27 protein-coding genes are annotated in these 26075 nt (G+C 69.4%); 15 read left to right on the top strand and 12 right to left on the bottom strand.

Translation table 11 applies throughout. The features are described from left to right. The first annotated feature begins 25 nt into the window (after positions 1-25). Positions 26-1405 carry an aspartate aminotransferase family protein gene (locus ACWH43_RS05935; RefSeq protein ID WP_158445510.1) on the top strand — a complete coding sequence of 460 codons (1380 nt, stop codon included), beginning with the start codon at positions 26-28 and terminating at the stop codon, positions 1403-1405. A 217-nt stretch (positions 1406-1622) separates the two neighbouring features. Then, positions 1623-1832, top strand: a complete 210-nt coding sequence (locus ACWH43_RS05930) for a hypothetical protein (RefSeq protein ID WP_158445509.1) — start codon at positions 1623-1625, stop codon at positions 1830-1832. 144 nt (positions 1833-1976) lie between these two features. Here ACWH43_RS05930 and ACWH43_RS05925 read toward each other — a convergent pair whose 3' ends face one another. Beyond that, complete coding sequence (locus ACWH43_RS05925) at positions 1977-2573, bottom strand: L,D-transpeptidase (RefSeq protein ID WP_158445508.1); 597 nt, start codon at positions 2571-2573, stop codon at positions 1977-1979. A gap of 230 nt (positions 2574-2803) precedes the next feature. Between ACWH43_RS05925 and ACWH43_RS05920 the strand changes: the two genes are divergently transcribed. Then, a complete protein-coding gene (locus tag ACWH43_RS05920; protein WP_158445507.1) occupies positions 2804-3733 on the top strand; it encodes a histone deacetylase family protein in 930 nt (309 codons plus the stop codon). A 138-nt stretch (positions 3734-3871) separates the two neighbouring features. Here the strand turns inward: ACWH43_RS05920 and ribB are convergent, their stop codons facing one another. Together ribB and aroC are read right to left on the bottom strand one after the other, a co-directional pair. Next, the gene (ribB, locus tag ACWH43_RS05915) at positions 3872-5152 is read right to left on the bottom strand and encodes a 3,4-dihydroxy-2-butanone-4-phosphate synthase (protein WP_448153420.1); all 1281 of its coding nucleotides are present in this window, start codon (positions 5150-5152) and stop codon (positions 3872-3874) included. Between the two features lie 230 nt (positions 5153-5382). Then, positions 5383-6501, bottom strand: a complete 1119-nt coding sequence (gene aroC / locus ACWH43_RS05910) for a chorismate synthase (RefSeq protein WP_158445505.1) — start codon at positions 6499-6501, stop codon at positions 5383-5385. A 403-nt stretch (positions 6502-6904) separates the two neighbouring features. On the opposite strand from aroC, the gene ACWH43_RS05905 reads away from it, so the two are divergent. Beyond that, entirely contained in the window at positions 6905-7696 is a 792-nt protein-coding gene (locus ACWH43_RS05905) for a pseudouridine synthase (protein WP_158448355.1), read from the top strand. Positions 7697-7711: 15 nt separating this feature from the next. Here ACWH43_RS05905 and ACWH43_RS05900 read toward each other — a convergent pair whose 3' ends face one another. Beyond that, entirely contained in the window at positions 7712-11728 is a 4017-nt protein-coding gene (locus tag ACWH43_RS05900; protein ID WP_448153419.1) for a Pls/PosA family non-ribosomal peptide synthetase, read from the bottom strand. Positions 11729-12103: 375 nt separating this feature from the next. After that, positions 12104-12700 carry a histidine phosphatase family protein gene (locus tag ACWH43_RS05895; RefSeq protein WP_158446423.1) on the bottom strand — a complete coding sequence of 199 codons (597 nt, stop codon included), beginning with the start codon at positions 12698-12700 and terminating at the stop codon, positions 12104-12106. A 191-nt stretch (positions 12701-12891) separates the two neighbouring features. On the opposite strand from ACWH43_RS05895, the gene folP reads away from it, so the two are divergent. The 3 genes from folP to folK are packed head-to-tail and all read left to right on the top strand — an operon-like array spanning position 12892 to position 14607. After that, positions 12892-13734, top strand: a complete 843-nt coding sequence (gene folP / locus ACWH43_RS05890; protein WP_448153418.1) for a dihydropteroate synthase — start codon at positions 12892-12894, stop codon at positions 13732-13734. Beyond that, positions 13731-14105: a dihydroneopterin aldolase gene (gene folB, locus ACWH43_RS05885; RefSeq protein WP_260349565.1), complete on the top strand. Its 375-nt coding sequence runs from the start codon at positions 13731-13733 to the stop codon at positions 14103-14105. The genes folP and folB overlap by 4 nt, the downstream gene beginning before the upstream one ends. Continuing rightward, a complete protein-coding gene (gene folK, locus ACWH43_RS05880) occupies positions 14095-14607 on the top strand; it encodes a 2-amino-4-hydroxy-6-hydroxymethyldihydropteridine diphosphokinase (protein ID WP_158446415.1) in 513 nt (170 codons plus the stop codon). Before folB ends, folK begins: the two co-directional genes overlap by 11 nt. A 12-nt stretch (positions 14608-14619) precedes the next feature. Here the strand turns inward: folK and ACWH43_RS05875 are convergent, their stop codons facing one another. The 5 genes from ACWH43_RS05875 to ACWH43_RS05855 all read right to left on the bottom strand — a co-directional run bounded on the left by ACWH43_RS05875 (position 14620) and on the right by ACWH43_RS05855 (position 17785). Then, the gene (locus ACWH43_RS05875; protein ID WP_158446416.1) at positions 14620-14940 is read right to left on the bottom strand and encodes a type II toxin-antitoxin system PemK/MazF family toxin; all 321 of its coding nucleotides are present in this window, start codon (positions 14938-14940) and stop codon (positions 14620-14622) included. Continuing rightward, entirely contained in the window at positions 14934-15188 is a 255-nt protein-coding gene (locus ACWH43_RS05870) for an AbrB/MazE/SpoVT family DNA-binding domain-containing protein (protein WP_158446417.1), read from the bottom strand. Before ACWH43_RS05870 ends, ACWH43_RS05875 begins: the two co-directional genes overlap by 7 nt. A gap of 86 nt (positions 15189-15274) precedes the next feature. Further along, on the bottom strand, positions 15275-16114 hold the full coding sequence (fabI, locus tag ACWH43_RS05865) for an enoyl-ACP reductase FabI (RefSeq protein WP_158446418.1): 840 nt from the start codon (positions 16112-16114) through the stop codon (positions 15275-15277). Between the two features lie 153 nt (positions 16115-16267). Next, entirely contained in the window at positions 16268-17182 is a 915-nt protein-coding gene (locus ACWH43_RS05860) for a DnaJ C-terminal domain-containing protein (protein WP_158446419.1), read from the bottom strand. A 141-nt stretch (positions 17183-17323) separates the two neighbouring features. After that, entirely contained in the window at positions 17324-17785 is a 462-nt protein-coding gene (locus ACWH43_RS05855) for an RT0821/Lpp0805 family surface protein (protein ID WP_158446420.1), read from the bottom strand. A gap of 123 nt (positions 17786-17908) precedes the next feature. Here ACWH43_RS05855 and pdxH point away from each other — a divergent pair, with 123 nt between their 5' ends. From pdxH to ACWH43_RS05830, 5 genes are all read left to right on the top strand, one after another. Beyond that, positions 17909-18523 (top strand): pyridoxamine 5'-phosphate oxidase, encoded by a 615-nt coding sequence (gene pdxH, locus ACWH43_RS05850; protein ID WP_158446421.1) that lies wholly within the window; start codon positions 17909-17911, stop codon positions 18521-18523. A 64-nt stretch (positions 18524-18587) separates the two neighbouring features. Beyond that, positions 18588-19310 carry an SDR family NAD(P)-dependent oxidoreductase gene (locus ACWH43_RS05845; RefSeq protein ID WP_158446424.1) on the top strand — a complete coding sequence of 241 codons (723 nt, stop codon included), beginning with the start codon at positions 18588-18590 and terminating at the stop codon, positions 19308-19310. A 16-nt stretch (positions 19311-19326) separates the two neighbouring features. Continuing rightward, the gene (locus tag ACWH43_RS05840) at positions 19327-19806 is read left to right on the top strand and encodes an NUDIX hydrolase (protein ID WP_158446422.1); all 480 of its coding nucleotides are present in this window, start codon (positions 19327-19329) and stop codon (positions 19804-19806) included. Then, a complete protein-coding gene (locus ACWH43_RS05835) occupies positions 19803-20228 on the top strand; it encodes a TIGR02301 family protein (protein WP_158448353.1) in 426 nt (141 codons plus the stop codon). Before ACWH43_RS05840 ends, ACWH43_RS05835 begins: the two co-directional genes overlap by 4 nt. 181 nt (positions 20229-20409) lie before the next feature. Continuing rightward, positions 20410-20679 carry a hypothetical protein gene (locus ACWH43_RS05830; protein ID WP_370954497.1) on the top strand — a complete coding sequence of 90 codons (270 nt, stop codon included), beginning with the start codon at positions 20410-20412 and terminating at the stop codon, positions 20677-20679. 126 nt (positions 20680-20805) lie between these two features. On the opposite strand, the gene ACWH43_RS05825 is transcribed toward ACWH43_RS05830, so the two are convergent. Further along, entirely contained in the window at positions 20806-22143 is a 1338-nt protein-coding gene (locus tag ACWH43_RS05825; RefSeq protein WP_158443569.1) for a dihydroorotase, read from the bottom strand. A 255-nt stretch (positions 22144-22398) separates the two neighbouring features. On the opposite strand from ACWH43_RS05825, the gene ygfZ reads away from it, so the two are divergent. From ygfZ to ACWH43_RS05810, 3 genes are all read left to right on the top strand, one after another. After that, entirely contained in the window at positions 22399-23298 is a 900-nt protein-coding gene (gene ygfZ / locus ACWH43_RS05820) for a CAF17-like 4Fe-4S cluster assembly/insertion protein YgfZ (RefSeq protein ID WP_158443570.1), read from the top strand. After that, entirely contained in the window at positions 23295-23936 is a 642-nt protein-coding gene (locus ACWH43_RS05815; RefSeq protein ID WP_260349559.1) for a DNA-3-methyladenine glycosylase I, read from the top strand. The genes ygfZ and ACWH43_RS05815 overlap by 4 nt, the downstream gene beginning before the upstream one ends. A gap of 172 nt (positions 23937-24108) precedes the next feature. Continuing rightward, a complete protein-coding gene (locus ACWH43_RS05810; protein ID WP_158443571.1) occupies positions 24109-24723 on the top strand; it encodes a YfbR-like 5'-deoxynucleotidase in 615 nt (204 codons plus the stop codon). Here the strand turns inward: ACWH43_RS05810 and ACWH43_RS05805 are convergent. Continuing rightward, positions 24698-26065 carry a TadE/TadG family type IV pilus assembly protein gene (locus ACWH43_RS05805; protein WP_158443572.1) on the bottom strand — a complete coding sequence of 456 codons (1368 nt, stop codon included), beginning with the start codon at positions 26063-26065 and terminating at the stop codon, positions 24698-24700. The two genes, ACWH43_RS05810 and ACWH43_RS05805, sit on opposite strands and share 26 nt — an antisense overlap. Between the last annotated feature and the right edge of the window lie 10 nt (positions 26066-26075).

The raw sequence follows: 26075 nt of genomic DNA, 5'->3' as shown, positions 1-26075 counted from the left end.
TATTAAACAGAACCGGGAGCCCGCCATGCTGTCGAACCTCGCCGTCCGGGATATCGAGACCCTCGTCCATCCCTACACCAACCTCGCGACCCATCGCGAAACCGGGCCTCTGGTGCTGGAGAGCGGCAAGGGCATCTACGTCTACGATTCGACCGGCAAGGAATATATCGAGGGCATGGCGGGGCTCTGGTGCACCGGCCTCGGCTACTCCAACCAGGAGCTGATCGAGACCGCCACCGAGCAGATGAAGAAACTGCCCTTCACGCATATCTTCGGCGGCCGCAGCCACGACCCGGCGATCGAGCTGGCCGAGAAGCTGAAGGAGATCGCCCCGGTTCCGATCTCCAAGGTGTTCTACGGCGCCTCCGGCTCCGACGCCAACGACACCCAGGTCAAGATCGTCTGGTATCTCAACAACGCGCTCGGCCGCCCGCAGAAGAAGAAGATCATCTCGCGGCTGAAGGGCTATCACGGCGTCACCGTCGCCTCGGCCTCGCTGACCGGCCTGCCCAACAACCATATCGACTTCGACCTGCCGCTGCCGGGCATCCTGCACACCTCCTGCCCGCACCACTACCGCTTCGCCGAGCCCGGCGAGAGCGAGCAGGATTTCTCCGCACGGCTCGCCGCCGAGCTCGAGGAGATGATCCTGCGCGAGGGGCCGGATACGGTCGCCGCCTTCATCGCCGAGCCGGTGATGGGCGCCGGCGGCGCGATCACCCCGCCGGAGGGCTATTTCGAGAAGGTCAACGCCGTCCTGGCGAAATACGACATCCTCTTCATCTCGGACGAGGTCATCACCGGCTTCGGCCGCACCGGCAAGATGTTCGGCACCGAGACCTATGGCATGTCCGCCGACTCGATCTCGCTCGCCAAGCAGATCACCTCGGCCTATTTCCCGCTCAGCGCCGTGATGATGAACGACAGGATCTACGACGTTCTCGTCGACCAGAGCCGCAAGATCGGCACCTTCGGCCACGGCAACACCTATGCCGGCCACCCGGTCGGCTGCGCCATCGCGGTCAAGACGCTGGAGATCTACCAGCGCGAGAAGATCGTCGACCACGTCGCCAGGGTCGCGCCGACCTTCCTCAAGCGCCTGAACAGGCTGACCGAGCACCCGCTGGTCGGCGAGGCGCGCGGCGTCGGCCTGATCGGCGGCGCCGAGCTGGTCAAGGACAAGCAGACCAAGGCCTCCTTCGAGGTGAAGAAGGGCGTCGGCGCCAAGGCCGTCGCTTTCGCGCTGCAGGAAGGGCTGATCACCCGCGCCATGGGCGACCGCCTCGCCTTCTGCCCGCCGCTGGTCATCAACGAGGCCGAGATCGAGGAGATGTTCGACCGCGCCGAGCGCGCCCTCGACAAGACCCTGGCCTGGGCCAAGGCGGAAGGGCTGTTGGCGGCCTGACCGCCGGCCCATCTGAACGAGAGACCGAGGAAAGCCGGGCGCCGCGCGCCCGGCTTTTCCATGTCGTTTACCAAGACGGCGAAAACGCCCGGGCGCGGCGCGGGCCGCCACGAACAAATCACGATCGCGCCCCGCGGCCGTCCCGATTGGCTGTCAGCCTCCTGAAGTCGGCCAGCGAGACCCGGCCGGCATCGGACAATCAGCGAAGTCAGGAGCCATGATTCATCTCGACGCGCGTTCCACGACGCAGACCCGCAAGGGCTTCCACGACGCTTCGGCGCGGGCGACCTACGCATCGCTTTTCCGCCCCATCGCGATTCAGGCGGTCGCGGCGGGAACCCGGAGGAACTCCGAGGCGTTGAGGGAGTCGGGAGAGCCACGCAAGGCCGATCTGCCAGGCGTGCTCCGCCACGGTTTCGACGACTGAAACCTCCCTTTTCGAGACCCAATGACTGGCCGGCGCGGAGTCCCCCTCCCGCCGGCCTTTTTTCTTGCCCGGTATCCCGAAACGACGATGGCGGGCGCCCGCAGACGCCCGCCATCGCAGAAGAACCGGATCGAGGGATGGATCTCAGACGACGACCACCCGGGCGCCGACCGGCACGCGGTTGAACAGGTCGATCACGTCGATATTGCGCATCCGGATGCAGCCGGAGGAGGCCGAGCGGCCGATCGTCTCCGGCTCGTTGGTGCCGTGGATGCGGTAGAGCGTGTCGTGGCCGTTCTGGTAGAGATAGAGCGCGCGGGCGCCGAGCGGGTTTTCCGGCCCGCCATTCATGCCGCCCGCCACCGGCTTCAGATGCGGCCAGCGCTTGACCATCTCGGCCGGCGGCGTCCAGCGCGGCCACTCGGCCTTGCGCTGCACCACGGCCTCGCCGGTCCAGCCATAGGCTTCGTCGCCGGTGGCGACGCCGTAGCGGATCGCCTTCTTGTTCGGCAGGACGAGATAGAGGAACTTCTCCTTGGTATCGATATAGATCGTGCCCGGCGGCTGGCCGGTCGGATCGCTGATCTCATAGGGAAGGTAAGGCAGGTAGGTATCGAATTTCGGGACGAGCGCGATATATTCGGCGTCGCGGGCCGACAGCTCCGGAGCGGCAACGCTCTTGTACTGGCAGGCGCCCAGCAGGGCCGACACAGCCAGCGCGACGAAAACGGTCTTTTTCATAGTCTCCACCAGAGCAACCCGCAGGCAGCTTTTATGATGAATCGAACGTTAACGCTTCGTATCGCCGAAGGCCGGCCGGAAGGCTCTGGAGGCGATGATCGTGAGCAGGACTAGGCTCTCAACCAGCGCCGCGCAATCTTGTTCCGCGCAGGAATGGGCGCTCGCGGCGCGACCGTGGCAAAGCCGCCACGGTTTTCCGCCCGACTCCGCCGCGACGGACTGAGCTGCCCTTGACGACCCTGCTGATCACCCATCCCGCCGGGCTGCTCCACGCCGCGCCGCCCGGCCATCCCGAGCGCCCCGACCGCCTCAGGGCCGTCGAACGCGCCCTCGAGGCGGAGCGCTTCGCCCCGCTGATTCGGGTCGAGGCGCCGCTCGGCCGGCTCGACGAGATCGCCCTGTGCCACCCGGCCGCCCATGCCCGCGCGATCCTCGACGGCGCGCCGCGGGAGGGGTTCGTCCATCTCGACGCCGATACGGCGCTCTCGCCCGGCACCGTCGAGGCGGCGCTGCGCGCCGTCGGCGGCGCGGTGCTCGGCGTCGACGAGGTGATGACCGGCAAGGCGCGCAACGCCTTCAGCGCCATGCGTCCGCCGGGCCATCATGCCGAGCGCGAGCGCGCCATGGGCTTCTGCTTCTTCAACAGCGCCGCCATCGCGGCGCGCCATGCCCGCAGGGCGCATGGGGCCGAGCGCGTCGCCATCGTCGACTGGGACGTCCATCACGGCAACGGCACGCAGGACATCGTCTGGGACGATGCCGGCGTGCTCTACGCCTCGGTGCACGAGATGCCGCTCTATCCGGGCACCGGCGCGCCCGCGGAGCGCGGCGCGCATGACAATGTCGTCAATGTCGCGCTCTCCTCGGGCGACGGCTCGGATGCGTTCCGCGAGGCCTTCGACATCGCCGTGCTGCCGCGCGTCGCGGCGTTCCGGCCCGATCTGATCGTCGTCTCGGCCGGCTTCGACGCGCATTGGCGCGATCCGCTCGCCGACATCAATCTGCGCGAAGCCGATTTCGCCTGGGCGACGCAGAAGCTGATGGACCTCGCCGACAGGCATGCCGGCGGGCGCCTGGTCTCGGTGCTGGAGGGCGGCTACGACCTCGAGGCGCTGGCGAAGTCCACCGCCGCCCATGTCGGCGCGTTGATGGGCGGCTGAGCGCCGGCCGGCCAGGCGCTACGCCGATGACAGGCGTCAGTCACCCCGGACGGAGCGAGGGGGAGATCCGGAATCCGGGCTGACCTGCGGTCGCCCGGGATGACCCGGGTTTCCTTTGCGGGTGCCTCGGGCGGCGCCTCACTCCAGCGGCTGCGTCTCGGCGATCTCGATGCCGAAGCCGCTCAGGCCGACGAAGGAGCGCGGCGAGGAGGCGAGGTTGACGATCGAGGCGACGCCGAGATCGCGCAGGATCTGCGCGCCGAGCCCGATCTCGCGCCATTGCTGGCTGCGCAGCGCATCCGAGCCCTCCTCCTCGACGCTCTTGATCGGCACGCCGGCGCTGCCGTCGCGCAGATAGATCAGGACCCCGCGCCCGTCCTGCTGGAAGCGCCTGAGCGCGCACTGGATCGAGCCCGCCCCGCCGAGCACGTTGGCCACGACATCGGCGCGGTGCAGCCGGGCCGGCACCTTCTCGCCGTCGCCGAGCTTGCCCATCACGAAGGCGAAATGCTGCGTGTCCTCGAAGGGCGTGACATAGACATGCCCCGTCATCTCGCCGAACGCGGTCTTGACCGGGAAGGAATGCACCCGCTCGACCAGCTTCTCGCGCGACTGGCGATAGGCGATCAGATCGGCCACGGTGATCTGCTTGAGCCCGTGCTTCTCGGCGAAGGCGGTGATCTGCGGGCCCTTCATCACCGTGCCGTCGTCATTGGCGAGCTCGCAGATGACGCCGACCGGCGGCAGCTCGGCGAGCCGGCACAGGTCGACGGCGGCCTCCGTATGGCCGGAGCGCATCAGCACGCCACCATCCTTGGCGATCAGCGGGAAGACATGCCCCGGGCGGACGAAATCGGCGGCGCCCATATTGCCGTTGGCCAGCGCGCGCACCGTGTTGGTGCGCTGCTCGGCCGAGATGCCGGTGGTGAGCCCGTGCTTGACGTCGACGGTGATGGTGAAGGCCGTGCCGAGCGGCGCGTCGTTGGAGGACACCATCGGGTCGAGGCGCAGGCGCTTGGCCTCGCCCGCCGTCAGCGGCGCGCAGACGATGCCGCAGGTGTTGCGGATGATGAAGGCCATCTTCTCCGGCGTGCAGAGCGAGGCGGCGACGATGAGGTCGCCCTCGTTCTCGCGATCGTCGTCATCGGTGACGATGACGATCTCGCCGCGGGCGAAGGCTTCGATGGTCTCGGCGACATTGTTGGACATGGCAGCCTCGCGCGGCCCGGACAGGCCGAGGAAATCGTTGGGGGTGACGGCGCCGCTGGTGGCGGTGGCGATGCGCTCGGCGCTTTCGCGGGAGATCCAGGCAGCGGGATCGTTGCACAGCGCGGTCACGCTGGCCGGCGACAGGCCGACCTGCCTCGCGAAGGCGCTGCGCGCGATCCTGTTCTGCCGGAGCCAGACGTCGAGCTTCATGCCCGCAAGCTAATACGCCCGCGCTTCATCTGCAATGAAATACGGATGCATTTTCAGTACCACTGAAATGCAAGACGCGACGCAGCGGCGAAGTCCCCTCTCCATCATGGCGAGGAGCGAAGCGACGAAGCGCTCAAGGGGAGACCGGGTGAGACGTTTCGACCCGGTTCCCCTGGGTTGCTTCGCTGCGCGCGCAATGACGGCCCGGGTCCCGAGAAGGGCGGCCTGCCTCACTCCTGGAAGGGCCAGCGCGGCTCGACCGCGCCGACCTGTCCGCGATGGCGCAGGTAATGGTCGGCCAGCACGCAGGCGACCATGGCCTCGCCCACCGGCACGGCGCGGATGCCGACGCAGGGGTCGTGGCGGCCCTTGGTGAACATCTCCGCCTCGCCGCCGGTGCGCGTCACGGTGGCGCGCGTCGCCAAGATCGAGGAGGTCGGCTTCACGGCAAAACGCGCGACGATCGGCTGGCCGGTCGAGATGCCGCCGAGAATGCCGCCGGCATGGTTGGAGAGGAAGAGCGGGCGCCCGTCATTGCCGGCGCGCATCTCGTCGGCATTCTCCTCCCCGGAGAGTTCCGCCGCGTGGAAGCCCTCGCCGATCTCGACGCCCTTGACCGCATTGATGCTCATCAGCGCCGCCGCGATCTCGGTGTCGAGCTTGCCGTAGATCGGCGCGCCGAGGCCCGCCGGCACGCCCTCGGCGACGATCTCCAGCACCGCCCCGATCGAGGAGCCGGACTTCCTGATCCCGTCGAGATAGCCCTCGAAGAAGGCCGCGGCCTTGGCATCCGGGCAGAAGAACGGATTGCGGCCGACCTCCTCCCAGTCCCAGTTGGCGCGGTCGATCCTGTGCGGGCCGATCTGCACGAGCGCGCCGCGCACGACCATGCCGGGCACGACTTTCCGCGCGATGGCGCCCGCCGCGACCCGCATCGCCGTCTCGCGCGCCGAGGAGCGCCCGCCGCCGCGATAGTCGCGGATGCCGTATTTCACGTCATAGGTGTAGTCGGCATGGCCCGGCCGGTACTTGTCCTTGATCTCGGAATAGTCCTTGGAGCGCTGGTCGACATTGTCGATCAGGAGCCCGATCGAGGTGCCCGTCGTCACCGGCACGCCGTCGCTCTCGCGGGCGAAGACGCCCGAGACGATGCGGACCTGGTCCGGCTCCTGGCGCTGGGTGGTGAAGCGCGACTGGCCGGGCCGGCGCCGGTCGAGATCGGCCTGGATATCGGCTTCCGTCAGCGGGATCAGCGGCGGGCAGCCGTCGACGACGCAGCCGATGGCGGGCCCATGGCTCTCGCCGAAGGTGGTGACGCGGAAGAGATGGCCGAAGCTGTTGTGCGACATGGCTGCCCGATTGGTTTCGCACCGGCTCTTAAGCCGGATCGGAACGCGGCGAAACCCCGCATGCGCTTCCGCTTGCCCATTGACAAGCCCGGGTCGCGCCCGCTTCAAGGCTCGCCCATGCGCCGCAGGCCACCTTGCCCCTTGCGCTCCTGGCGCCCCGGGAGCCCCATCATCGCGGGATTCTAGCCCCGGGCCGCCCCGTCGCGCGGCTTCGGGGATGCCTCGGTCCGTCCGCCCCGCGCGATCGCAGCGCCGGGCCATCGGGCCAAATCACCTCACCGCTTCCAACCGGGGCTCCGTTTCCGAAGCCCGACCGCCGCGCGGCAACGCCGACCCCAGCACTGCCGCAGCAACGCGGCGCGCGGGGACCGCCCACCGCAGGCCCCAGACGCTCAGGCTCGGCATGAAACCCTTCCGCACGCGCCCCGGCCCCGCCCCGACGGACGCCGTCAGCCTCGCCCGCACCCTGTCCAAGCTGGGCTATTGCTCGCGCAGCCAGGCCGAGAAGCTGGTGCGCGAAGGCCGGGTCGCGGTCGATGGCCGCATCGTCCGCCACCCCGATCTGCGCGTCGACCCGCGCCGGGCGCGGCTGCAGGTCGACGGCGCGCCGGTTTCGGCGGCGCGGCGCGTCTATCTGATGCTGAACAAGCCGCGCGGGCTGGTGACGACCGCCAGCGACCCGGAGGGCCGGCAGACGGTCTATTCCTGCCTCGGCGGGCTCGACCTGCCCCATCTCGCCCCGGTCGGCCGGCTCGACATGGCGAGCGAGGGCCTGCTGCTGATGAGCAACGACACGCGCTGGGCCCAGCGCATCCTCGACCCCGCCTCCGGCGTCGAGAAGACCTATCACGTCCAGATCGACCGGGTTCCCGACCCGCCCTTCATGGCCCGCCTGCGGCAGGGCGCCGTCGACGATGGCGAGGCGCTGTCGCTGAAATCGGCCGCGCTGCTGCGCGAGGGCGACCGCAACGCCTGGCTCGAGATGGTGATCGACGAGGGCCGCAACCGGCAGATCCGGCGGATCGTCGAGGCGACCGGGGCCCAGGTGCTGCGCCTCGTCCGGGTCCGCATCGGCGGCCTCGTCCTCGGCCCGCTGCCCAAGGGCGCGCTGCGCGAGCTGGACCCCGAGGAGACGGCGCTGCCGCTCCTCGGCGGCGCCTCCCCGGCGAATGCGGCGGCGCGCCGGGCCGGCTGAGCGCCGCCCCGCCGCTCAATGCGCGGCGGCCGCCGCCGGCACGGCCGGCGCGCCTTCCCAGCGCGTATGCGCCGGCAGGTTCTCGCCCTTCATGATGACGGTGAGCAGGCCGATCCGGGCATAGTCGCCGACATGGGTGTCGTAGAGCACGGTCGCGCCGGCGCCGACGCAGACGCCCTTGCCGAGCCGGACCCGGCCGGTCTTCATCACCCGGTCCTCGTAGAGATGGGTCTGCAGCGCCGAATGGGCGTTGACCGTGCAGAAGTCGCCGACCTTGATGCAGTCGAACTCGGTGATGTCGGTCGAGTCGAGCCAGACGCCCTTGCCGTATTTCGCGCCGAACAGCATCAGGAACCAGGGCAGGAACGGCGTGCCGCGCAGATACTCGAACAGCACCTTGCCGCCCAGGCCCCAATACATCACCGCGACCGCCTCGGTGCGCATCGCCCACCACGACCACATCGGCTTCATCACCGGCCTGTAGACGCCCATCATCAGCCATTTGACCCCGGCGCAGATCAGCGCCTGCACGGCGGCGATGACCACGGACACGCCCATGAAGGCGGTGACGAGGCCGAGCCAGTCGCCCTCGTTGATCTTCTGCTGCAGCACCGTATCGACCGCGATGGTGCCGAAGGTGATGAACAGCATCGCCGGGAAGGAGGTGTGCAGCGCCTCGAACACGCCGCGCCCGAACTGCTTGGCGAGGGAGGGTTTGTAGGTCCAGTCGTCGCCGAGATCGACCTTCTGCCGCGTCGGCAGCTTGATCGGCGGCGAGCCGAACCAGGTGTCGCCGGCCTGCATCCGGTCGTTGGCCGGCGGCTTCGACTTGATGCCGATCAGCACCCGGTCCGGGATGACGGAGCCCGGCGGCACGACCGCGTCGTTGCCGACGAAGACCTGCTCGCCGGTGCGCGTCTCGGCGAGCCGCATATAGCCGCGGCGCATCTCCTCGTCGCCGAAGACGACCTCGTCGGCGATGAAGTTGCCGGCGCCGATGCCGGTCACGTCGTAGCGGCCGGAGAGGTTGGTCGAGATCTCGGCGCCGCGCCCGATCCGGGCGCCCATCAGCCGGTACCAGGTACGCATATAGATGGTGGCGAAGAGCGAGGAGAGCGTCTCCAGCGTCACCTCGGTCGCCAGCGCCACCGTCCATTTGCGGGCGTAGAAGCCGGAATGGATCGAATAGGAGCCGCTGGTCACCCGCGGCAGGATCGCCCAGCGCAGGGCCGCCATCAGCAGCACGGTGAAGGCGATCAGCCCGATCGCCGTCGGCCAGGACAGCAGCGGCAGGAACCAGAGATAGCTGATCTCGGTCCAGCCGGCGATCCAGTAGTCGATCTTGTCGAACAGCCAGAAGGCCGGGAAGATCGGCAGCAGGCTGACCGGCGGCAGCACGACCAGCATGAAGGCGTAGAAGGCGATCAGCAGCGCGCGGCGCGCCGGGGAGGCCTGCGCCTGCGGCGGCAGCGCGGCGACGTCGACCATGCCGACCTTGCGGCCGGGCGAGCCGTCCCAGATCTCGGCCTCGCCGACATGGCTGCCGGGCGCGATCGCGGTCAGGTCGCCGATCTCGGCATGGTCGCCGATGACGCTGTCATGGCCGATCACCACCGAGGCGCCGGCCGCCACGTCCTTGCCGATCCGGATGCGGCCGATCACCAGCTTGTCGCCGATCGCCTCGCCATTGGCGAAGGTCGTCTTGGTGCCGAAGCTGGCGCCGTCGCCGATCTCGATCAGGTCGATCGCGCCGGCCTCGTAGTCGGAGAGGATGACGTCGCGCCCGACCTTCGCCCCGAGCAGGCGCCAGTAGAAGCGCATCGCCGGCGTGCCCTGGAGCCATTTGACATGGACCAGGCTGGCGACGCGGGCCGCGAACCACCAGCGGAAGTAATAGACGCCCCACAGCGGATAGACCCCGGGCCGGGTGCGTCCCAGCACGATCCATTTCAGCGCGATGGCGATCAGCCCGGTCACCACCATGATCGCGACGTAGATGCCGAGGAGCGCTGCGATCTGGCCGAGCAGCGACAGGTCCTCGCCCGACACGATCATGTAGGTGACGAAGACGCCGAGCCATTGCGCGGTGGAGAGCCCGATGATCACCGGCAGCACCGCGGCCTGCGCCAGCCCGCAGAGGAAGCGGCGCAGGAAGGGCGGCGGCGTGAAGGAGAGGTCCTCGGCGGCGGCCGCGCCGCGCTCGTCGAGGAGCGCGGCCATGCCCCGCAAAGTCCGCGCGCCATAGACGTCCTGCAGCGTGATCCCGGCATAGGCCGGCGTCTCGCGCACGATCGAGATGAAGCGGGCGGCGAGCAGCGAATGCCCGCCGAGATCGACGAAAAAATCGGCTTCCAGCGGCAGGCTGGCCGCGCCGAGCACCCGCCTGGCTGCCTCGAGCAGGGCGGCCTCCGTGGCGTTGCGCGGCGGCTCCTGCTCGCCGTCGCTGCTCGGCGCCGTCAGCGGCGCCGCCTTCAGCATCTTGCGGTCGACCTTGCCGGAGACCATGCGCGGCAGCGAGCCGACCGCCTCGAAATGCGCCGGCACCATATAGGGCGGCAGCTTCTCGCGCAGCGCGGCCCTGAGCGCCGGACCGTCGACGCCCACGCCCGGCTCGGGCACCACGAAGGCGACCAGCCGCTCGATGCCGTCGTCGCTGCGCAGCACGACCGCCGCCTGGGCCACGCCGGGCTCGTCGGCGAGCTTCGATTCGATCTCGCCGAGCTCGACGCGGAAGCCGCGGATCTTGATCTGGTCGTCGATGCGGCCGTGGAAGACGATGTTGCCGTCGCCGTCGAGGCTGACCGCATCGCCCGAGCGATAGAGGATCGGGTCCTCGTTATCGGCGACGCCGGAGAACGGGTTGGCGATGAACTTCTCGGCGGTGAGGTCGGGGCGCCCGTGATAGCCCCGGGCGATGCCGGGACCGCCGATCAGCAACTCGCCCTGCTCGCCGGGAGGGACGAGATGCAGGCTCTCGTTGACGACATAGGCGGTATAGTTCGGGATCGGCCGGCCGATCGTCACCGCCTCGCCCGGCACCACCTCGGCGGCGGTGGCGACGACGGTGGCCTCGGTCGGGCCGTAGGTGTTGAGGATGCGCCGGCCGGGCCTGGACCATTTCTGCACGATCGCTGGCGGCAGCGCCTCGCCGCCGAGCAGGATGAGGCGCAGCGACGGCACGTCGGAAGGCAGGATGCCGAGCAGCGTCGGCACCGTGTCGATGATGGTGACGCCGGCCTCGCTCAGGATCGCGGGCAGCTTCTCGGCGTCGCCCATCGTCTCGGGCGAGGCGACGAACAGGGTCGCGCCGACCAGATAGGGCGTCCAGATCTCCTCCATCGAGAGATCGAAGGCGACGGATGCGCCCTGGAACACGACATCCTCCGGGCCGAAGCCGTAGACGGCGTTCCCGGCGCGCAGGAAATGGCAGATGTTGCGGTGGCTGATGACGATCGCCTTCGGCGTGCCGGTCGAGCCCGAGGTGTAGATCAGATAGGCGGGATGGTCCTTGGTCAGCCCGGCCGGGCGCGCCGGCGGCTCGACCGCGTCCGCGCCGGCGGCGAGCGCATCCGGCGTCCAGACCTTGCGGCCGGTCTCCTCGGCGCGCGCCAGCCAGCCGCCGCAGGTGACGATGCCCTTGGCCTGCGCGTCGTCGAGGCAGGTCGCGATGCGCTCGACCGGCGCCTCGGCGTCGAAGGGCACCCAGGCCGCGCCCGCGCGCGTGATCGCGATCTGGGCGATCAGCAGCTCGATGCCGCGCGGCATCCACAGGCCGACCATGTCGCCGGGCCCGACGCCGGCCAGATGCAGCCCGCGCGCCTGCCGCCCGGCCGCGACCCAGACCTTGGCATAGCTCAGCCGGCGCACGCCGTCGGTCAGGGCGGCGTGGTCGGGCCGCGCCGCGACGGTCGCGGCGAAGATCTCGGCGAGCACCTCGTCGCGCAGCAATTCCGGACGTTTCTCGCCGGCCAGCATGGCGAGCGGCTTCGCCGCCGCATCCGCCGCCGCCGACAGCTTGCTCATATCGTTCATGGCGCCCCGCTGCGCTCGACGGCCGACCGATGGCGGGAGGCTGCCGCCTCCGCATCCTTCATTCGCACCTTGTCACGCACCTTTAAAGAAACCCGGAATCGTCGCTCTGATCGCCGCGTCGTCCGGTCGAGCCCCCCGGCCGGGCAAGCCGCCGCTCCATGCGGATCTGCTAGCATATCCGCCCTGCCAGATCACCCGTGAACCGACGATGAATGGCGGCGTCCGGCCGCGGCCGGCAGGCCTCCAAGGCCCGATGCCGTCACGGGCGAAAGCGGCGTCCCAGAGACATCCGGCGCATCGGGAGGCGGCGGCGCCGACCCCCGCCTTCGCATGGTTTCGCCGCGCGCTCGGCCGCCACGGGCCCCGGCGGCGGCTTCAGAGCCAGTCGGCCCTGTCGCCCTCGACGACGAGCAGCTTGCCCTGCCAGATCTCGACCATCGCCGCCTTCTGCGGGGCGACGGCCCCGACCAGCGCCAGGATGGCGCGCGCCACGCCGCCATGGCTGACGATCACCGTCTCGCGCTCCAGCCCGGCCAGGACCGGCCGGACCCGCTCGGCCAGCATCCGGTAGCTCTCGCCGCCCGGCGGCACGAAGCCCCATTTGTCGCGCTCGCGCAGATGCGCCTGCTCGCGCTCGGCCTTGCGGATCTCCCGCCAGGTGAAGCCTTCCCACGTCCCGAAGGTCAGCTCCCTGAGCCGGTCGTCGACCCGATAGGCCCCGGCGGCCAGGTCGAGGTCGCGGCGCAGGATGTCCATGGTCTCGCGCGCCCGGCCCATCGGCGAGCAGATGTAGTCGAGCCCGGCGAAGCCCGGCTCCAGCGCCTTGAGCCGGCCGGCGGCCTCGGCCGCCTGCTCGCGGCCGAGCGCGTTGAGCGGGATGTCCTGCCCGCCCTGCAGGCGGCCTTCGCGATTCCAGTCGGTTTCGCCGTGGCGGACGAGGACGAGCCGGTGCGGAAGCGAGAGCGGAACCATGCCCGGCTTCTGCACGGCTCTTTCCCGAAGGTCAAAGCCTTCCGCGCCCCGGCCTCCCGCCCGGAGCCGATCGCGACGATCCGTCGCTTGCTGTGGTGCAAAATCGACAGTCTGTGTATAGCCCAGCGCGACAAGGGTCGTCGTCCCCGCCGCGCGCGGGCGGCCGGGCGACCCAGCCGCCCCGGACCGCCATGCCCCCTGCTCTCACCCTTCCCGATGGCCGCAGCCTCCCGCTCGATGGCGGGCCGCTGCTGATGGGCATCGTCAACGTCACCCCGGATTCCTTCTCCGACGGCGGGCAGCTCGGCAGCGCCGAGGCGGCGGTAGCGCACGGCCTGCGCCTCATCGCGGAGGGCGCCGCGATCGTCGACATCGGCGGCGAATTGACCCGGCCCGGCCACGCGACCGTCGACGCCGCGACGGAGCTCGCCCGGGTGCTCCCGGTCGTCGCCGGGCTGAAGGCGCGGACGGAGATCCCGATCTCGATCGACACCTACAAGGCCGAGGTGGCGGAAGCGGCGCTCGCCGCCGGAGCCGCGATCGTCAACGACGTCTGGGGCGCCCGGCGCGATCCACGCATCGCCGCGGTCGCGGCGAAGGCGGGGGCTCCGCTCGTGCTGATGCACAACCGCGACGCGGCCGACGCCTCGCTCGACATCTTCGACGAGGTGATCGGCTTTCTCGAAGGTTCGATCGCCATCGCGACGGCCGCCGGCGTGCCGCGCCGGCAGATCGCGGTCGATCCCGGCATCGGCTTCGGCAAGACGCCGCGGCAGAACCTCGACCTGATCCGCGAGCTCGACCGGCTCAGCGTGCTCGGCTGCCCGATCCTGCTCGGCGCCTCGCGCAAATCGACGCTCGGCCTCGTCACCGGCCGCAAGGTCCCGGCCGAGCGCCTTGCCGCCACCCTCTCCGCCCATCTCTACGGCGCCAGCCGCGGCGCCGCCATCCTGCGCGTCCACGATGTCGCGCCGCATGTCGACGCGCTCAGGGTCTGGGCCGCCATCGCGGACGAAACGAAGGTGATCCCGTGAGCGAAACCGGCCAGATCCTGATCGAGCAGCTCGACATCTACGCCTATCACGGCTTCTTCTCGGAAGAGGAGCGGCTCGGGCAGCGCTTCGTGATCGACCTCGTGCTCGACGTCGACCTGCGCGCCGCCGCCGAGAGCGACCGCCTCGCCGACACGGTCGATTACGGCCGCGCCGTGGCGATCGTCAGCGCGGTCTTCACCGCCCGGCGCTATCAATTGCTGGAGAGCGCCGCCCGCGCCGTGGCGCTCGCGCTGTTCGAGGCCTTCGCCCCCATCGCCGCCATCGCGGTCACGCTGCGCAAGCCCGCCCCGCCGATCCCGGCGACGCTGGGCTCCGTCGGCGTCAGGCTGAGCTTCCGGCGTGGCGACTGAAGCGGCCCTCGCCCTCGGCGGCAATCTCGGCGATCCGGTCGCCGCCTTCGCCGCCGCGCTCGCCGCCCTGCGCCGCCATCCCGGCATCCGGCTCGGGCGGCTGTCGCCGGTCTACCGCACCGCGCCCTGGGGCAAGACCGACCAGCCCGAATTCCTGAACATGGCCGCGCTGGTCGAGACGACGCTGGCAGCCGAAGAGCTGCTCGCGCTCTGCCTCGCGCTGGAGCGGGCCGGCGGGCGCGAGCGCCGCGAGCGCTGGGGGCCGCGCACGCTCGACATCGACATCCTGACCTATGGCGAGGAGGCGATCGACCGGCCGGGCCTCCAGGTTCCGCATCCGCGCATCGCCGAGCGCGCCTTCGTGCTGGCGCCGCTGGCGCAGATCATGCCGGACCGGTTGATCGGCGGCCGGACGGTCACAGCCCTGCTGAAGGCGGTCGCAGACGAAACGATCCGCCGCGACGAGGCCTCGACCCGACGCCTACAGACCCTGCTCGCCTGAAGCGCAGCCGCCCTACTCGCTGTAAAGCTCACGCAGGACCTCGAGTGCAGCGGTCAGCGTATCGGGCGGTACCGCGCCGAGCCGCTTGACCAGCCGCTTCTTGTCGATGGCCCGGCTCTGTTCGAGGAGGATCAGCCCATCCACGCCTTGGAAGCTGACCGGCACACGATAGCCGGCAGGTCGGCCCTTGGACGTCATCGGAGCGACGATGACCGTTCGCAGATGATCGTGGATTTCGGCCGGCGAGATGATCAGGCAGGGCCGTGTCTTGCGGATTTCACTGCCGACAGTCGGATCGAGCGTCGCGAGCCATATCTCGCCACGCATCACCATACGAGCTGCTCATCCTCGTCATTTGCGAATTCCGGCCAGAGCAAAGCGTCGTCGCCCGCGGCGGCGAGGCGCTTCGAATCCTCCGCCCAACCGGCACGCGGCATCCGCTTCACAGGCTGAACGACGAGGCGGCCCTGCTCGACCGCCAGTTCGACCGGATCGCCCGCCTTCGCGCCGATCTCGGCCAGCAACGGCTTGGGAATGACGATCCCGGCCGAGTTGCCGATCTTTTTGATCGCACTCTGCATCGCAGCTCCTCCATGTGAAGGAAAAGCTAGCAGATCAGGACCGTTGTTACAACGAAGTTATAACAAAACGCTGACGACGATCTCGCTCACTCGCCCTTTTCAAGGGTGATATCGGGCGCGGTCGGCACCTTCATGCCGACGACATGATAGCCGGCGTCGACATGCAGCACCTCGCCGGTGATGCCGCGCGACATGTCGGAGACGAGGAACACCGCCGTCTCGCCGACCTCCTCGATCGTCACCGTACGGCGCAGCGGCGAATTGTACTCGTTCCAGCGCAGGATGTAGCGGAAATCGCCGATGCCCGAGGCGGCCAGCGTCTTGATCGGCCCGGCCGAGATCGCGTTGACGCGGATCTTGGAGGGACCGAGATCCGCGGCGAGATACTGCACGCTCGATTCCAGCGCGGCCTTGGCGACGCCCATGACGTTGTAATGCGGCATCCATTTCTCGGCGCCGTAATAGGTCAGGGTCAGCAGCGAGCCGCCATCCGGCATCAGCTTCTCGGCGCGCTGGGTGATCGCCGTGAAGGAATAGCAGGAGATCAGCAGCGACTTGGAGAAGTTCGCCTCGGTCGTGTCGACATAGCGGCCGGTCAGCTCGTCCTTGTCGGAGAAGGCGATGCAGTGGACGACGAAGTCGAGCTTGCCCCAGAGCTTCTCGACCTCGGCGAAGACCGCGTCGATCGTCGCGCCGTCGGTGACGTCGCAATGGCCGACGACATGGCCGCCGAGCTCCTTCGCCAGCGGCTCGACCCGCTTCTTCAGCGCGTCGCCCTGATAGGTGAAGGCGAGTTCCGCGCCCGCATCCGCTGCCGCCTTGGCGATGCCCCAGGCGATGGAGCGGTTGTTCGCGACGCCCATCACGAGCCCGCGCTTGCCCTTGAGGAGATTGGCGGTCGGCGAAACGGCGCTGGAATCAGGCATGGGAAACCCGCAGATGAACGATTGAGCAGGTCTCTTAGAACAGTCGCAGGGAAGTGGGAACCGCTTTTGCGGGCTGTCCCCACGCCAGAAACGCCGGCTAAGGCCCCGGGCGGGCCGCCCGGGCCCTTCTGACCACCCGCAGGGCGGCCGCGCTCAGTCGGCCCGCTCCTTCATCAGCGCGGTCAGCTCGGCGTCGCTCGCCGGCATCTCGATGTCGATCGCGACGAAGAGGTCGCCGACCGCGCCCTTCTCGCCCTTCAGCCCCTTGCCGCGCAAACGGAACTGCCTGGTCGTGCCGGTCATCGGCGGGATCGTCATCTCGACCGCGCCGGTCAATGTCGGCACATGCAGCGGCCCGCCCAGCACCGCCTTGGCGAGCGGCACGGCAACGCGCGTGCGCAGATCGTTGCCGTCGACGGTGAAGCGCGGATCGGGCTTGACCTTGATGGTCATCAGTACGTCGCTGGCCTCGCCAGAGAAGGGATCGGTCTGGCCGAGCCCGCGCAGCCGCATGACCTTGCCGTCGCTCACCCCCTCCGGGATGGTGATCTCGACCTCGCGCCCGCCGGGCAGCTTGACCCGCCGCGAGGCGCCGCCGACGGCCTGCGCCAGCGTCACCTCCAGCGTGAAGCTCTGCTCCGGCGGTTTCTGCGGCTCGGCCCTGCCGCGCGCACGCCGGCCGGCCTCGCCGAAGAGCGAGGAGAAGATGTCCGAGGCGTCGAAGCCGGCATCGCCGCCGCGGCCGAAGGGCGCGCCGCCCTGGCCGAAATTGAACTCGAAGCCGCCTGCCCTTCCGCCGCGGCCGCCCATCCCCGCGCCCATGCCCTCGAAGCCCTGGAAGCGCGGCTTGCCCTCGGCGTCGATCTCGCCGCGGTCGAACTGCTTGCGCTTGGTCTCGTCGCCGATGATCTCATAGGCGGCGTTCAGCTCGGCGAACTTGTCCTGCGCCTTGGGGTCGCTGCGGTTGCTGTCGGGATGCAGTTCCTTGGCGCGGCGGCGGAAAGCCTTCTTGATCTCCGCGTCGCTCGCGCCGCGGGCGACGCCCAGAACCTGATACGGGTCGCGCATCCAAAAACCTCGTTCCACGCAAACGGGACGGCCTCGCCGGCGGCGGGCCGTCCGCTTCGCTCTATCTGGTGATGGTGTGGCCCGTACGCAACATCCTGCCGGCTCCGGCTTCTTTCCGCCTTTTCCGGCCGCCGCGGGAGGCTAGCCCAGCCCCTTCCAGGGCTCCATGTCCTTGACCGCCCAGTCGCCGCCGGAAGGGCGGCAGGCCGTGCCCTGCAATTTGAGCGGCTGCGTCTGCGTCTGGACGCTGGCGATGAAGGCGCGGCAGATCTCGTCCGAGCGCAGGAAGGGGCCGCCGACCGGCACGAAGGAGCCCTTGATCCCGGTCTGCGGATTGTCCCAGGAGACAGCGGCGCCGTTGCCCTGCGGGTCGAGCGCCACCGCCATGGCGCCGTCGGCCCGGCGCAGATCCTCGGGGCCGAGCTCGCTGGCGAGATGGCCGAGCCCGGCGGCCTTGTCCGGCCCGCGCGCCGGCAGGACGGCGGAGGTCGTCGCGACCTCGTCCTCGCTCTTGCTCGACAGGCCGAGAATCGGGAAGGACACCGAGCAGCCGGCGCACAGCAGGCCCAGCGCGACCGCGGCGGCAGCGACGCATGCGCGCATGGGCGCCGTGCGCCGAGGAAGGCTTTGGAACGTCTGTGCCCCTGCCCTATATAAACCAGCCGCCCGAAACCGGATCACTTCCCCGCTCGCCCACGCCCACTGACCATTGTGGAGGATTAGACTGTGCAACCGTTAACGAGCGGTGACTTCACCCAGGAAAACGAGCCTTTCGCCTTGTTTCAGAGCTGGTTGGACGAGGCGGCCAAATCCGAGCCGAACGACCCGAACGGCATGGCGCTTTCCACCGTCGACGCAGACGGCCTGCCCAACAGCCGCATGGTGCTGCTCAAGGGTCATGGCCCGGACGGTTTCGTCTTCTACACCAACACCGAAAGCCAGAAGGGCCAGGAACTGCTCGGCCAGCCCAAGGCGGCGGCGCTGTTCCACTGGAAGAGCCTGCGCCGGCAGATCCGCATCCGCGGCCCCGTCGAGCCGGTGAGCGACGCCGAATCGGACGCCTATTTCCAGTCGCGCCCGCGCGACAGCCGCATCGGCGCCTGGGCCTCGCAGCAGTCGCGCCCGCTGGAGAGCCGCTTCGCGCTGGAGAAGGCGGTGGCGAGCTATACGGTGAAGTTCGGCATCGGCGAGATCCCGCGCCCGCCGCATTGGCGCGGCTTCCGCATCGTTCCGGTCTATATCGAGTTCTGGCGCGACGGCGCTTTCCGTCTGCACGACCGCATCGTCTTCCGCCGCGCCTCGGCCGCCGAGCCCTGGACGAAGACGCGCCTCTACCCCTGAGGACATTCCCATGGCGATGCCGAAATTCGACTTTCCCAAGACCGAGGCCGGCAAGCGCCCGGTGATGCTGCTGACCGGGGCAAGCCGCGGCATCGGCCACGCCACGGTGATGCAGTTCGCCATGGCGGGCTGGCGCATCCTCTCCTGCTCGCGCCAGGCCTTTTCCGACAAGTGCCCCTGGCCGTCGGGCGCCGACGACCATGTCCAGATCGACCTCGGCGACCCCGAGGACACGATGCGCGGCATCGCCGAGATCAAGAAGCGGCTGGTCGCCGAGGGCGGCAAGCTCAACGCGCTCGTCAACAATGCCGGCATCTCGCCGAAAGGGCCGAAGGGCGAGCGGCTCGGCGCCGCCACCACCTCCTTCAACGACTGGCACAAGGTCTTCCAGGTCAATTTCTTCGCGCCGATCATGCTGGCGCGCGGCCTGCTCGACGAATTGACCGCCGCCAGGGGCGCGATCGTCAACGTCACCTCGATCGCGGGCTCCCGCGTCCATCCCTTCGCCGGGGCGGCCTATGCCACCTCCAAGGCCGCGCTCGCCAGCCTGACCCGCGAGATGGCGGCCGATTTCGGCCCGCTCGGCATCCGCGTCAACGCCATCTCGCCGGGCGAGATCGACACCGCGATCCTCTCGCCGGGCACCGAGAAGATCGTCGCGACCCTGCCGATGAAGCGCCTCGGCAAGACCGAGGAGGTCGCCAAGGCGATCTATTTCCTCTGCACCGACGCCTCGAGCTACGTCACCGGCTCGGAGCTCCACATCAATGGCGGGCAGCACGTTTGAACGAAGGCCGCCCGCGATGAGCCCCGGGGACGGGCAGGTCATCCGCTTCCCCGCCGCCGGCAAGACGCCGGCCCGGCCGGTGCTGGCGGCCTCCGTCGCGGTCTTCCGCGACGGCAAGGTGCTGCTCGCGACCCGGACGAAGCCCCCCGCCGACCGGCTCTGGTCGCTGCCCGGCGGCAAGGTCGAGGCTGGCGAGACGCTCGAGGAGGCCGCCCTGCGCGAGCTCGCGGAGGAGGTCGGCGTCAGCGCCCGCATCCTCGGCTTCAACCGCCATGTCGAGATCTTCGGCCGCGATGCGCAAGGCGCGGTGACGCATCACTTCGTCGTCGCCTCCTTCTTCGGCGAATGGCTCTCCGGCGAGCCCCGGCCCGGCCCGGAAGCGGGGGCGGTGATGTGGGCCGATCCGCTGCGGCTCGGCGGCCTTCCGACCACGCGCGAGCTCGGCGAGGTGCTGCGCCGGGCCCACAGGCTCTATGCCGGGGAGGCTCCGGCATGAGGCCGCTCGCCGCCCTGCTCGCCGGCCTGGTCGCGCTCGCCCCCGCGGCCGCCCTTGCCCAGCAGCGCCCCCCCGCGCCGGCGAGCAAGCCGGCCGAGCCGGCGGCGCCGGAGCCGGACGGCCCGCCCTATGAGCCGCAGCTCCTGCAGCTCGCCGAGATCATGGGCTCGCTCGCCTATCTGCGTACGCTCTGCGGCGGCAAGGAGGCCCGGGACTGGCGCGACCGCATGGCGGCGCTGGTCGAGGCGGAGGGGCGCACGCCGCAGCGGCGCGACCGCCTGACGGCGGCGTTCAACCGCGGCTTCAAGGCCTATGCGCTGACCCACCGCGCCTGCACCGATGCCAGCCAGGAAGCCGCCTCCCGCCTCGCCGACCAGGGCGGGCAGCTCTCGCGCACCCTCGCCGGGCGCTATGGCGGATAGGCAACAACTGTTGCCCGAATGCGCTCTTCGGTGGAATTCTTGGCTTCGCGTTAACCTTTCTTAAACGCCACGGTAGCGTGCCGCTCTGGCACGGCTTATGACTGGATCGTCACCAAACGTCGCGATCCGGCGCAGAACCGGCGCGATTCGCTCCAGCCAGAGGCCACAGAGTCCCGTCTCGATGTCGATCCTTTCAGACGACCCGATGCTCGACCCGAACCTCCCCGAGGACCATGGCGACGCGCGCCGCGTCGCCTATGGTTACGTCGAGGACGCCTTCGCCGAAGGCCAGCAGGACGGGCTCGATTCCGACGCCATGGCCCATGCCGCCCTGTTCGCGGCGCTGCGCACGCTGGTCGAGACCTATGGCGAGGAAGCGACCGCCGTCTTCACCGAGGCCCTGCCCGAGAAGGTCCGCTGCGGCGCCTTCACCAGCGGCACGCGCCACTGACCTCGGGCTTGGGCCACTGACCTCCTACGCCGCTCCGGGGACAAGCCCGGCCGGCGCCCGAGCCACCCAACCACACGACATCCGTTTCCGCCGCGCCGCGGAGCTGCCTCCGGGCGCGGCATCGCCTCATCCTCGCGGTAGCGCCTCCAGGAAGCGGGCCGGCTCGCCCTGCGACGGCGTGGTCAGCTCGCCCTCCCACATCACCTTGAGGCCGCGCACATAGGTGCCGACCGGCCAGCCGGTGACGGTGACGCCGTCATAGGGCGTCCAGCCGCATTTCGAGGCGTTCCAGGCATTGGTGATCGTCTCGCGGCGCTTGAGGTCGACGATGGTGAAATCGGCATCCCAGCCGACCGCGATCCGGCCCTTGCCCTCGAGCCCGAAGATGCGCTGCGGCCCGGCGCTGCTGAGGTCGACGAAGCGCTCCAGCGAAAGCCTGCCGGCATTCACATGGTCGAGCATGATCGGCACCAGCGTCTGCACGCCCGGCATGCCGGAATGGCTCGCCGGATAGGGGTGGTGCTTCTCCTCATGCGTATGCGGCGCGTGGTCCGAGCCGAGCACGTCGACGATGCCCTGCTCGACGCCCCACCAGATGCGCCGGCGGTGGCTGTCGTCGCGGATCGGCGGGTTCATCTGGGCGTAGGTGCCGAGCCGCTCGTAGCAATCCGGCGCGACCAGGGTCAGATGGTTCGGCAGCACCTCGACGGTGGCAACGTCCTTGTGATCCTTCAGGAAGACCATCTCCTCGCCCGTCGAGATGTGCAGGATATGGACGCGCGCGCCGGTCTCGCGCGCGATCCGCACCAGCCGCTGGGTGCAGGTCAGCGCCACCTCGGGCGAGCGCCAGACCGGATGGCTCGACGGATCGCCCGCGACGCGCAGGGGCATGCGCTCGCGCAGCATCATCTCGTCCTCGGAATGGAAGGCGGCGCGCCGGCGGGTGCGCTTCAGGATCTCGGCGACGCCACGGTCATCCTCGACCAGCAGGTCGCCCGTCGAGGAGCCCATGAAAACCTTGATGCCGGCCGCACCGGGCAGCCGCTCCAGATCCGGCACGTCGCCGGCGTTCTCATGCGTGCCGCCGACCCAGAAGGCGAAGTCGCAATGCATGCGATGGCGCCCGCGCCTGACCTTGTCGGCCAGCGCCTCGGGCGTCGTCGTCTGCGGAATCGTGTTCGGCATCTCGAAGACGCAGGTCACGCCGCCGAGCGCGGCCGCGCGCGAGCCGCTCTCCAGATCCTCCTTGTGGTCGAGCCCCGGCTCGCGGAAATGCACCTGGGAATCGATCACGCCCGGCAGGATGTGCAGCCCGGTGCAGTCGACGACCTCGCCGGCCGAGGCGCGGCCGAGATCGCCCAGCGCCATGATCTTGCCGCCGGCGACGCCGACGTCGCGCGCGACGCGGCCGTCCTGGTTCACCACCGTGCCGCCCTTGAGGATGACGTCATAGGTCTGGGGCATGGCGGATCTCCGGTTTCTGGCGGATTTGCAATGGAAGCCGAACCGTCATCCCGGACAAGCGGCGAAGCCGCGCCGATCCGGGATCCATGCCGGAACGCCTCAGGCATGGATCCCGGATCTCCGCTTCGCTGCATCCGGGATGACGGCGTAGCTTATAAGACGGATGGAGGGAGTTAGCCCAAAGCTGGTGCATAGGCGAGTTGAGAAAGCCGCCGAAGCCGCCTACCTATCGCCTCGGTTCGCAGGAGCAGCAGCATGTCCGCCACCCGATTGATCGACCGCGGCGTCGTCCGCGTCAGCGGCGAGGACGCCCGCGACTTCCTCGACAACATCGTCACCAACGCGATGGAGACGGTGACGCCGGAGCGCGCCGGCTATGGCGCGCTGCTGACGCCGCAAGGCAAGATCATCTGCGACTTCTTCATCGTGGCGCTCCCGGCGGAAGACGGCGGCGGCTTCCTGCTCGACACGCCCCTGCTCCAGACCGCGGACCTGATGAAGCGCCTGAAACTCTACAAGCTGCGCGCCAAGGTGGCGCTCGACGACCTGAGCGAAGCCAGCGCCGTGCTCGTCTCCGCCGATGGCGCGCCGCTGCCGGCCGATGCCGGCTTCGTCTACGAGGATCCGCGCCTGCCGGCCCTCGGCCAGCGCGCCATCGCCGATGCCGCCGGCATCGACAGCCTGGTCGATGCCGGGCCCGAGGCCTATCACGCCCGCCGCATCGGGCTCGGCGTGCCGGCTGGCGGCCGCGACTTCCCCTATGGCGACACCTTCCCGCACGAGGCGCTGCTCGACCAGCTCGGCGGCGTCTCCTTCAGGAAGGGCTGCTATATCGGGCAGGAGGTGGTGTCGCGCATGCAGCATCGCGGCACGGCCCGCACCCGCGTCGTGCCGATCGTCTTCGACGAAGGCATCGCCACCGAGACGGGCGCCGAGGCGACCGCAGGCGGCAAGCCGCTCGGCACCGTGGGCTCCGGCGCGAACGGCAAGGCGCTCGCCTTGCTGCGGCTCGACCGGCTGGCCGATGCCATGGCCGCCGGCCAGACGCCGCTCGGCGGCGGCCTCGCCTTCCGTCTCGCGGAAAAACCCGACTTCATCCGCTTCCCCTTCCCCGGCGAGCCGGGCTTCGGCGCCGCCGCGGGAGCCGCATCGTGAGCGAAGCCCTCGCCCCGACCGAGGAACGCGGCGCGATCCAGGGGCCGGACGGCAAGTTCCGCTGCCGCTGGCCGGGCACCGACCCGCTCTACCTCGCCTATCACGATACCGAATGGGGCGTGCCGGAATATGATTCCCGCGCGCTCTGGGAGAAGCTGATCCTCGACGGCTTCCAGGCCGGCCTGTCCTGGATCACCATCCTGCGCAAGCGCGACGCCTTTCGCGCCGGCTTCGCCGGCTTCGAGCCCGAGAGCGTGGCCCGCTTCGGCGAGGCCGATGTCCAGCGCCTGCTCGCCGATCCCGGCATCATCCGCCACCGCGGCAAGATCGAGGGCACGATCAGGAGCGCGCAGGCCTATCTCAGGATCAGCGAGCGCGAGCCCTTCGCCGATTTCCTGTGGAAGCATCTCGACGGCCGCGTGCTGCAGAACAGCTTCCGCACGCAGGGGGAGGTGCCGGCCCAGACCAAGGTCTCCGAGGCGATGTCGAAGGAGCTGAAGAAGGCCGGCTTCACCTTCTGCGGCCCGACCATCGTCTATGCCTTCATGCAGGCCTGCGGGCTGGTCAACGACCACCTGACCGGCTGCTTCCGCTGGAGCGAATGCGCCGCGCTCGCACGCGACACGCGCGCGGCATGACAATGGATCGCCCACACTCAGCCCTCATCCTGAGGAGCCGCGAAGCGGCGTCTCGAAGGATGCTCCCGGAGGCTCCCGGGGCGGCTGGACCATCCTTCGAGACGCAGGCCGTTGGCCTGCTCCTCAGGATGAGGTCTCGCGGGGCAGCCTCCTCGGTGGCCGGGCTCTGACCATGGCCCGCGCCCCCGAACCGCCGCGCGCCTGGCAGCGCATGCTCTCGGGCCGGAGGCTCGACCTGCTCGACCCCTCGCCGCTCGACATCGAGATCGAGGATATCGCCCATGGCCTCGCCCGCGTCGCGCGCTGGAACGGCCAGACCCGCGGCGCCCATTCCTTCTCGGTGGCGCAGCATTGCCTGCTGGTCGAGGCCATCGCCGGCCATCTCAACCCGGGCTGGAGCAGCGAATGGCGCCTGATGGCGCTGCTGCACGACGCGCCCGAATACGTCATCGGCGACATGATCTCGCCCTTCAAGGTGGTGATGGGCGACGCCTATAAGAGCGTGGAATTGCGCCTGCTCGCCGCGATCCATCTGCGCTTCGGCCTGCCGGCGGCGACGCCCGCTATCCAGAAGCGCAGGACCAAAGAGGCCGACACCATCGCCGCCTTCCTCGAAGCCACCAGGCTCGCCGGCTTCGGCCGGGAGGAGGCGCTGAAGTTCTTCGGCCGGCCGCAGGCGCTGCCTTCCGCCGTGCTCGCCTGGCTCGAGCCGCTCGACACCGAGACGGCGCAGGCGCGCTTCCTGGAGCGCTTCGGCGCGCTTACTGCGTCAGCCGGACCTGGCTGATCTCGCTCGCGATCGCCTTGAAGACCGGGCTGAGATCCGAAGCCTGCTTGACCTCGTAGTACATATCCGTCCGGCTGGCGCAGTCGCGCAGCATGGACGCGTTCCCGTCCATCACGCGGATCGTGTAGAGGTTGATCCCGTCCGCCTTGATGTTGGCGCAGGCGAGCTTGGTGCGGGCGTCCACTGCGGAGCTCGAGCTGGAGCCGTTGCCGTCCCAGCGGTTCTGCGTGTTGTCGCCGTCCGTCAGCAGGATCATGTATTTCTTCAGACGCGGCTCGGTCGCGGGCTTGGCTTCGCTGAAGGGCGCGCCCGGCGTCAGCGTGGCCCAGCCCCAGGCGGCGCCGATGGTGACGTTCGTCGCGCCGACCGGGGTCATGCTGTTGACCCGGCTGGTCAGCGTCGACCAGTCCGAGGTCAGCGGCAGGATCTCCGCGAGGGTCGACTGGGTGCACCAATAGCCCGGATACTGCTGCTGGCTGTCGGTATAGACCCCACCGTCCCTGACATCGTAGTTCTGGTCGCGATCGGTGACGCAGCCTTCGCTGGTCTTCGCCCAGCTCGTCTTGCTCAGGCTCTGGGTGCAGGTCGTCTTGCCGTTCTTCGTGGTGCAGCTCAGCCCGTCGAGGTCGCTGATCGTGCTGCCGGTTCTGGCGTCCGTGCATTTCGTCTTGCTGCTGTTGCAGCTCACGTCGCGGATCAGCCCGAAGCGCAGCCATTGCGCGTTCTGGAACGTCCGCGCGATCCGCACCTGCGTGTTGAACGGCACGATCGAGATCCGGATCTGGTCGGTCTCGGTCGCGGCGTCCTTCATGATGTTGATCAGATCCGTGGCCGCGGCCTTGAGCGCGGTCATCTTGTCCTTCTGCGCCATCGAGCCGGTGTTATCGAGCACGAGCGCCAGCTCGATCGTGTTGGTGCCCCAGGTCGACTGGCTCGTGCTGGAAACCTTGAGCGTGTCGGTGCCGAGCACGCGGACGATGGCCATCGGCACCTGCGCCGTGGCCTCGATCGCGACGGTGCGGCCCTGCCGGTCGATCTTCACCGTCGCGCCGGTGAATTCGTCCCTGGCGCTGGCGGGCAGGTTGTCCCTCACCCAGGCGTTGATCCTGTCGATCAACTCAGCATCGGTCAGCTTCTGCGCGTCGCGCGCCGCCATCAGGGCGGCGGAATCGATCGCCGCGTTGAGAGCCTGCCGGACATTGCTGGCGCGCGAATAGTCGACGGCGGCGCCGGCGACGCCGATCAGCGGCACCAGCGCGATGCCGAACATCATCATCACGTTGCCGCTGCGGTCCTTGCAGAACCGTTTCACCGCCTCGCGCAGGAAACCGACCATGCTCATCGCTTCTCAT

This window comes from Allobosea minatitlanensis, from assembly GCF_964020775.1.
The sequence above is the reverse complement of the archived record's forward strand: the minus strand, read 5'-3'. Positions and strand labels throughout refer to the sequence as shown.

Excerpts from the sequence above, each read along its gene's own strand:
- ACWH43_RS05855 (WP_158446420.1), bottom strand. The coding sequence starts at position 17,785 with ATGCGCGCATGCGTCGCTGCCGCCGCGGTCGCGCTGGGCCTGCTGTGC.
- ACWH43_RS05905 (WP_158448355.1), top strand. The coding sequence starts at position 6,905 with ATGAAACCCTTCCGCACGCGCCCCGGCCCCGCCCCGACGGACGCCGTC.
- ACWH43_RS05825 (WP_158443569.1), bottom strand. The coding sequence starts at position 22,143 with ATGCCCCAGACCTATGACGTCATCCTCAAGGGCGGCACGGTGGTGAAC.
- folP (WP_448153418.1), top strand. The coding sequence starts at position 12,892 with ATGCCCCCTGCTCTCACCCTTCCCGATGGCCGCAGCCTCCCGCTCGAT.
- ACWH43_RS05930 (WP_158445509.1), top strand. The coding sequence starts at position 1,623 with ATGATTCATCTCGACGCGCGTTCCACGACGCAGACCCGCAAGGGCTTC.
- ACWH43_RS05870 (WP_158446417.1), bottom strand. The coding sequence starts at position 15,188 with ATGCAGAGTGCGATCAAAAAGATCGGCAACTCGGCCGGGATCGTCATT.
- ACWH43_RS05805 (WP_158443572.1), bottom strand. The coding sequence starts at position 26,065 with ATGAGCATGGTCGGTTTCCTGCGCGAGGCGGTGAAACGGTTCTGCAAG.
- fabI (WP_158446418.1), bottom strand. The coding sequence starts at position 16,114 with ATGCCTGATTCCAGCGCCGTTTCGCCGACCGCCAATCTCCTCAAGGGC.
- ACWH43_RS05900 (WP_448153419.1), bottom strand. The coding sequence starts at position 11,728 with ATGAACGATATGAGCAAGCTGTCGGCGGCGGCGGATGCGGCGGCGAAG.
- ACWH43_RS05925 (WP_158445508.1), bottom strand. The coding sequence starts at position 2,573 with ATGAAAAAGACCGTTTTCGTCGCGCTGGCTGTGTCGGCCCTGCTGGGC.
- ACWH43_RS05935 (WP_158445510.1), top strand. The coding sequence starts at position 26 with ATGCTGTCGAACCTCGCCGTCCGGGATATCGAGACCCTCGTCCATCCC.
- ACWH43_RS05830 (WP_370954497.1), top strand. The coding sequence starts at position 20,410 with ATGTCGATCCTTTCAGACGACCCGATGCTCGACCCGAACCTCCCCGAG.
- ACWH43_RS05840 (WP_158446422.1), top strand. The coding sequence starts at position 19,327 with ATGAGCCCCGGGGACGGGCAGGTCATCCGCTTCCCCGCCGCCGGCAAG.
- ACWH43_RS05875 (WP_158446416.1), bottom strand. The coding sequence starts at position 14,940 with ATGGTGATGCGTGGCGAGATATGGCTCGCGACGCTCGATCCGACTGTC.
- ygfZ (WP_158443570.1), top strand. The coding sequence starts at position 22,399 with ATGTCCGCCACCCGATTGATCGACCGCGGCGTCGTCCGCGTCAGCGGC.
- ACWH43_RS05895 (WP_158446423.1), bottom strand. The coding sequence starts at position 12,700 with ATGGTTCCGCTCTCGCTTCCGCACCGGCTCGTCCTCGTCCGCCACGGC.
- ribB (WP_448153420.1), bottom strand. The coding sequence starts at position 5,152 with ATGAAGCTCGACGTCTGGCTCCGGCAGAACAGGATCGCGCGCAGCGCC.
- ACWH43_RS05835 (WP_158448353.1), top strand. The coding sequence starts at position 19,803 with ATGAGGCCGCTCGCCGCCCTGCTCGCCGGCCTGGTCGCGCTCGCCCCC.
- ACWH43_RS05860 (WP_158446419.1), bottom strand. The coding sequence starts at position 17,182 with ATGCGCGACCCGTATCAGGTTCTGGGCGTCGCCCGCGGCGCGAGCGAC.
- aroC (WP_158445505.1), bottom strand. The coding sequence starts at position 6,501 with ATGTCGCACAACAGCTTCGGCCATCTCTTCCGCGTCACCACCTTCGGC.
- ACWH43_RS05810 (WP_158443571.1), top strand. The coding sequence starts at position 24,109 with ATGGCCCGCGCCCCCGAACCGCCGCGCGCCTGGCAGCGCATGCTCTCG.
- ACWH43_RS05845 (WP_158446424.1), top strand. The coding sequence starts at position 18,588 with ATGCTGCTGACCGGGGCAAGCCGCGGCATCGGCCACGCCACGGTGATG.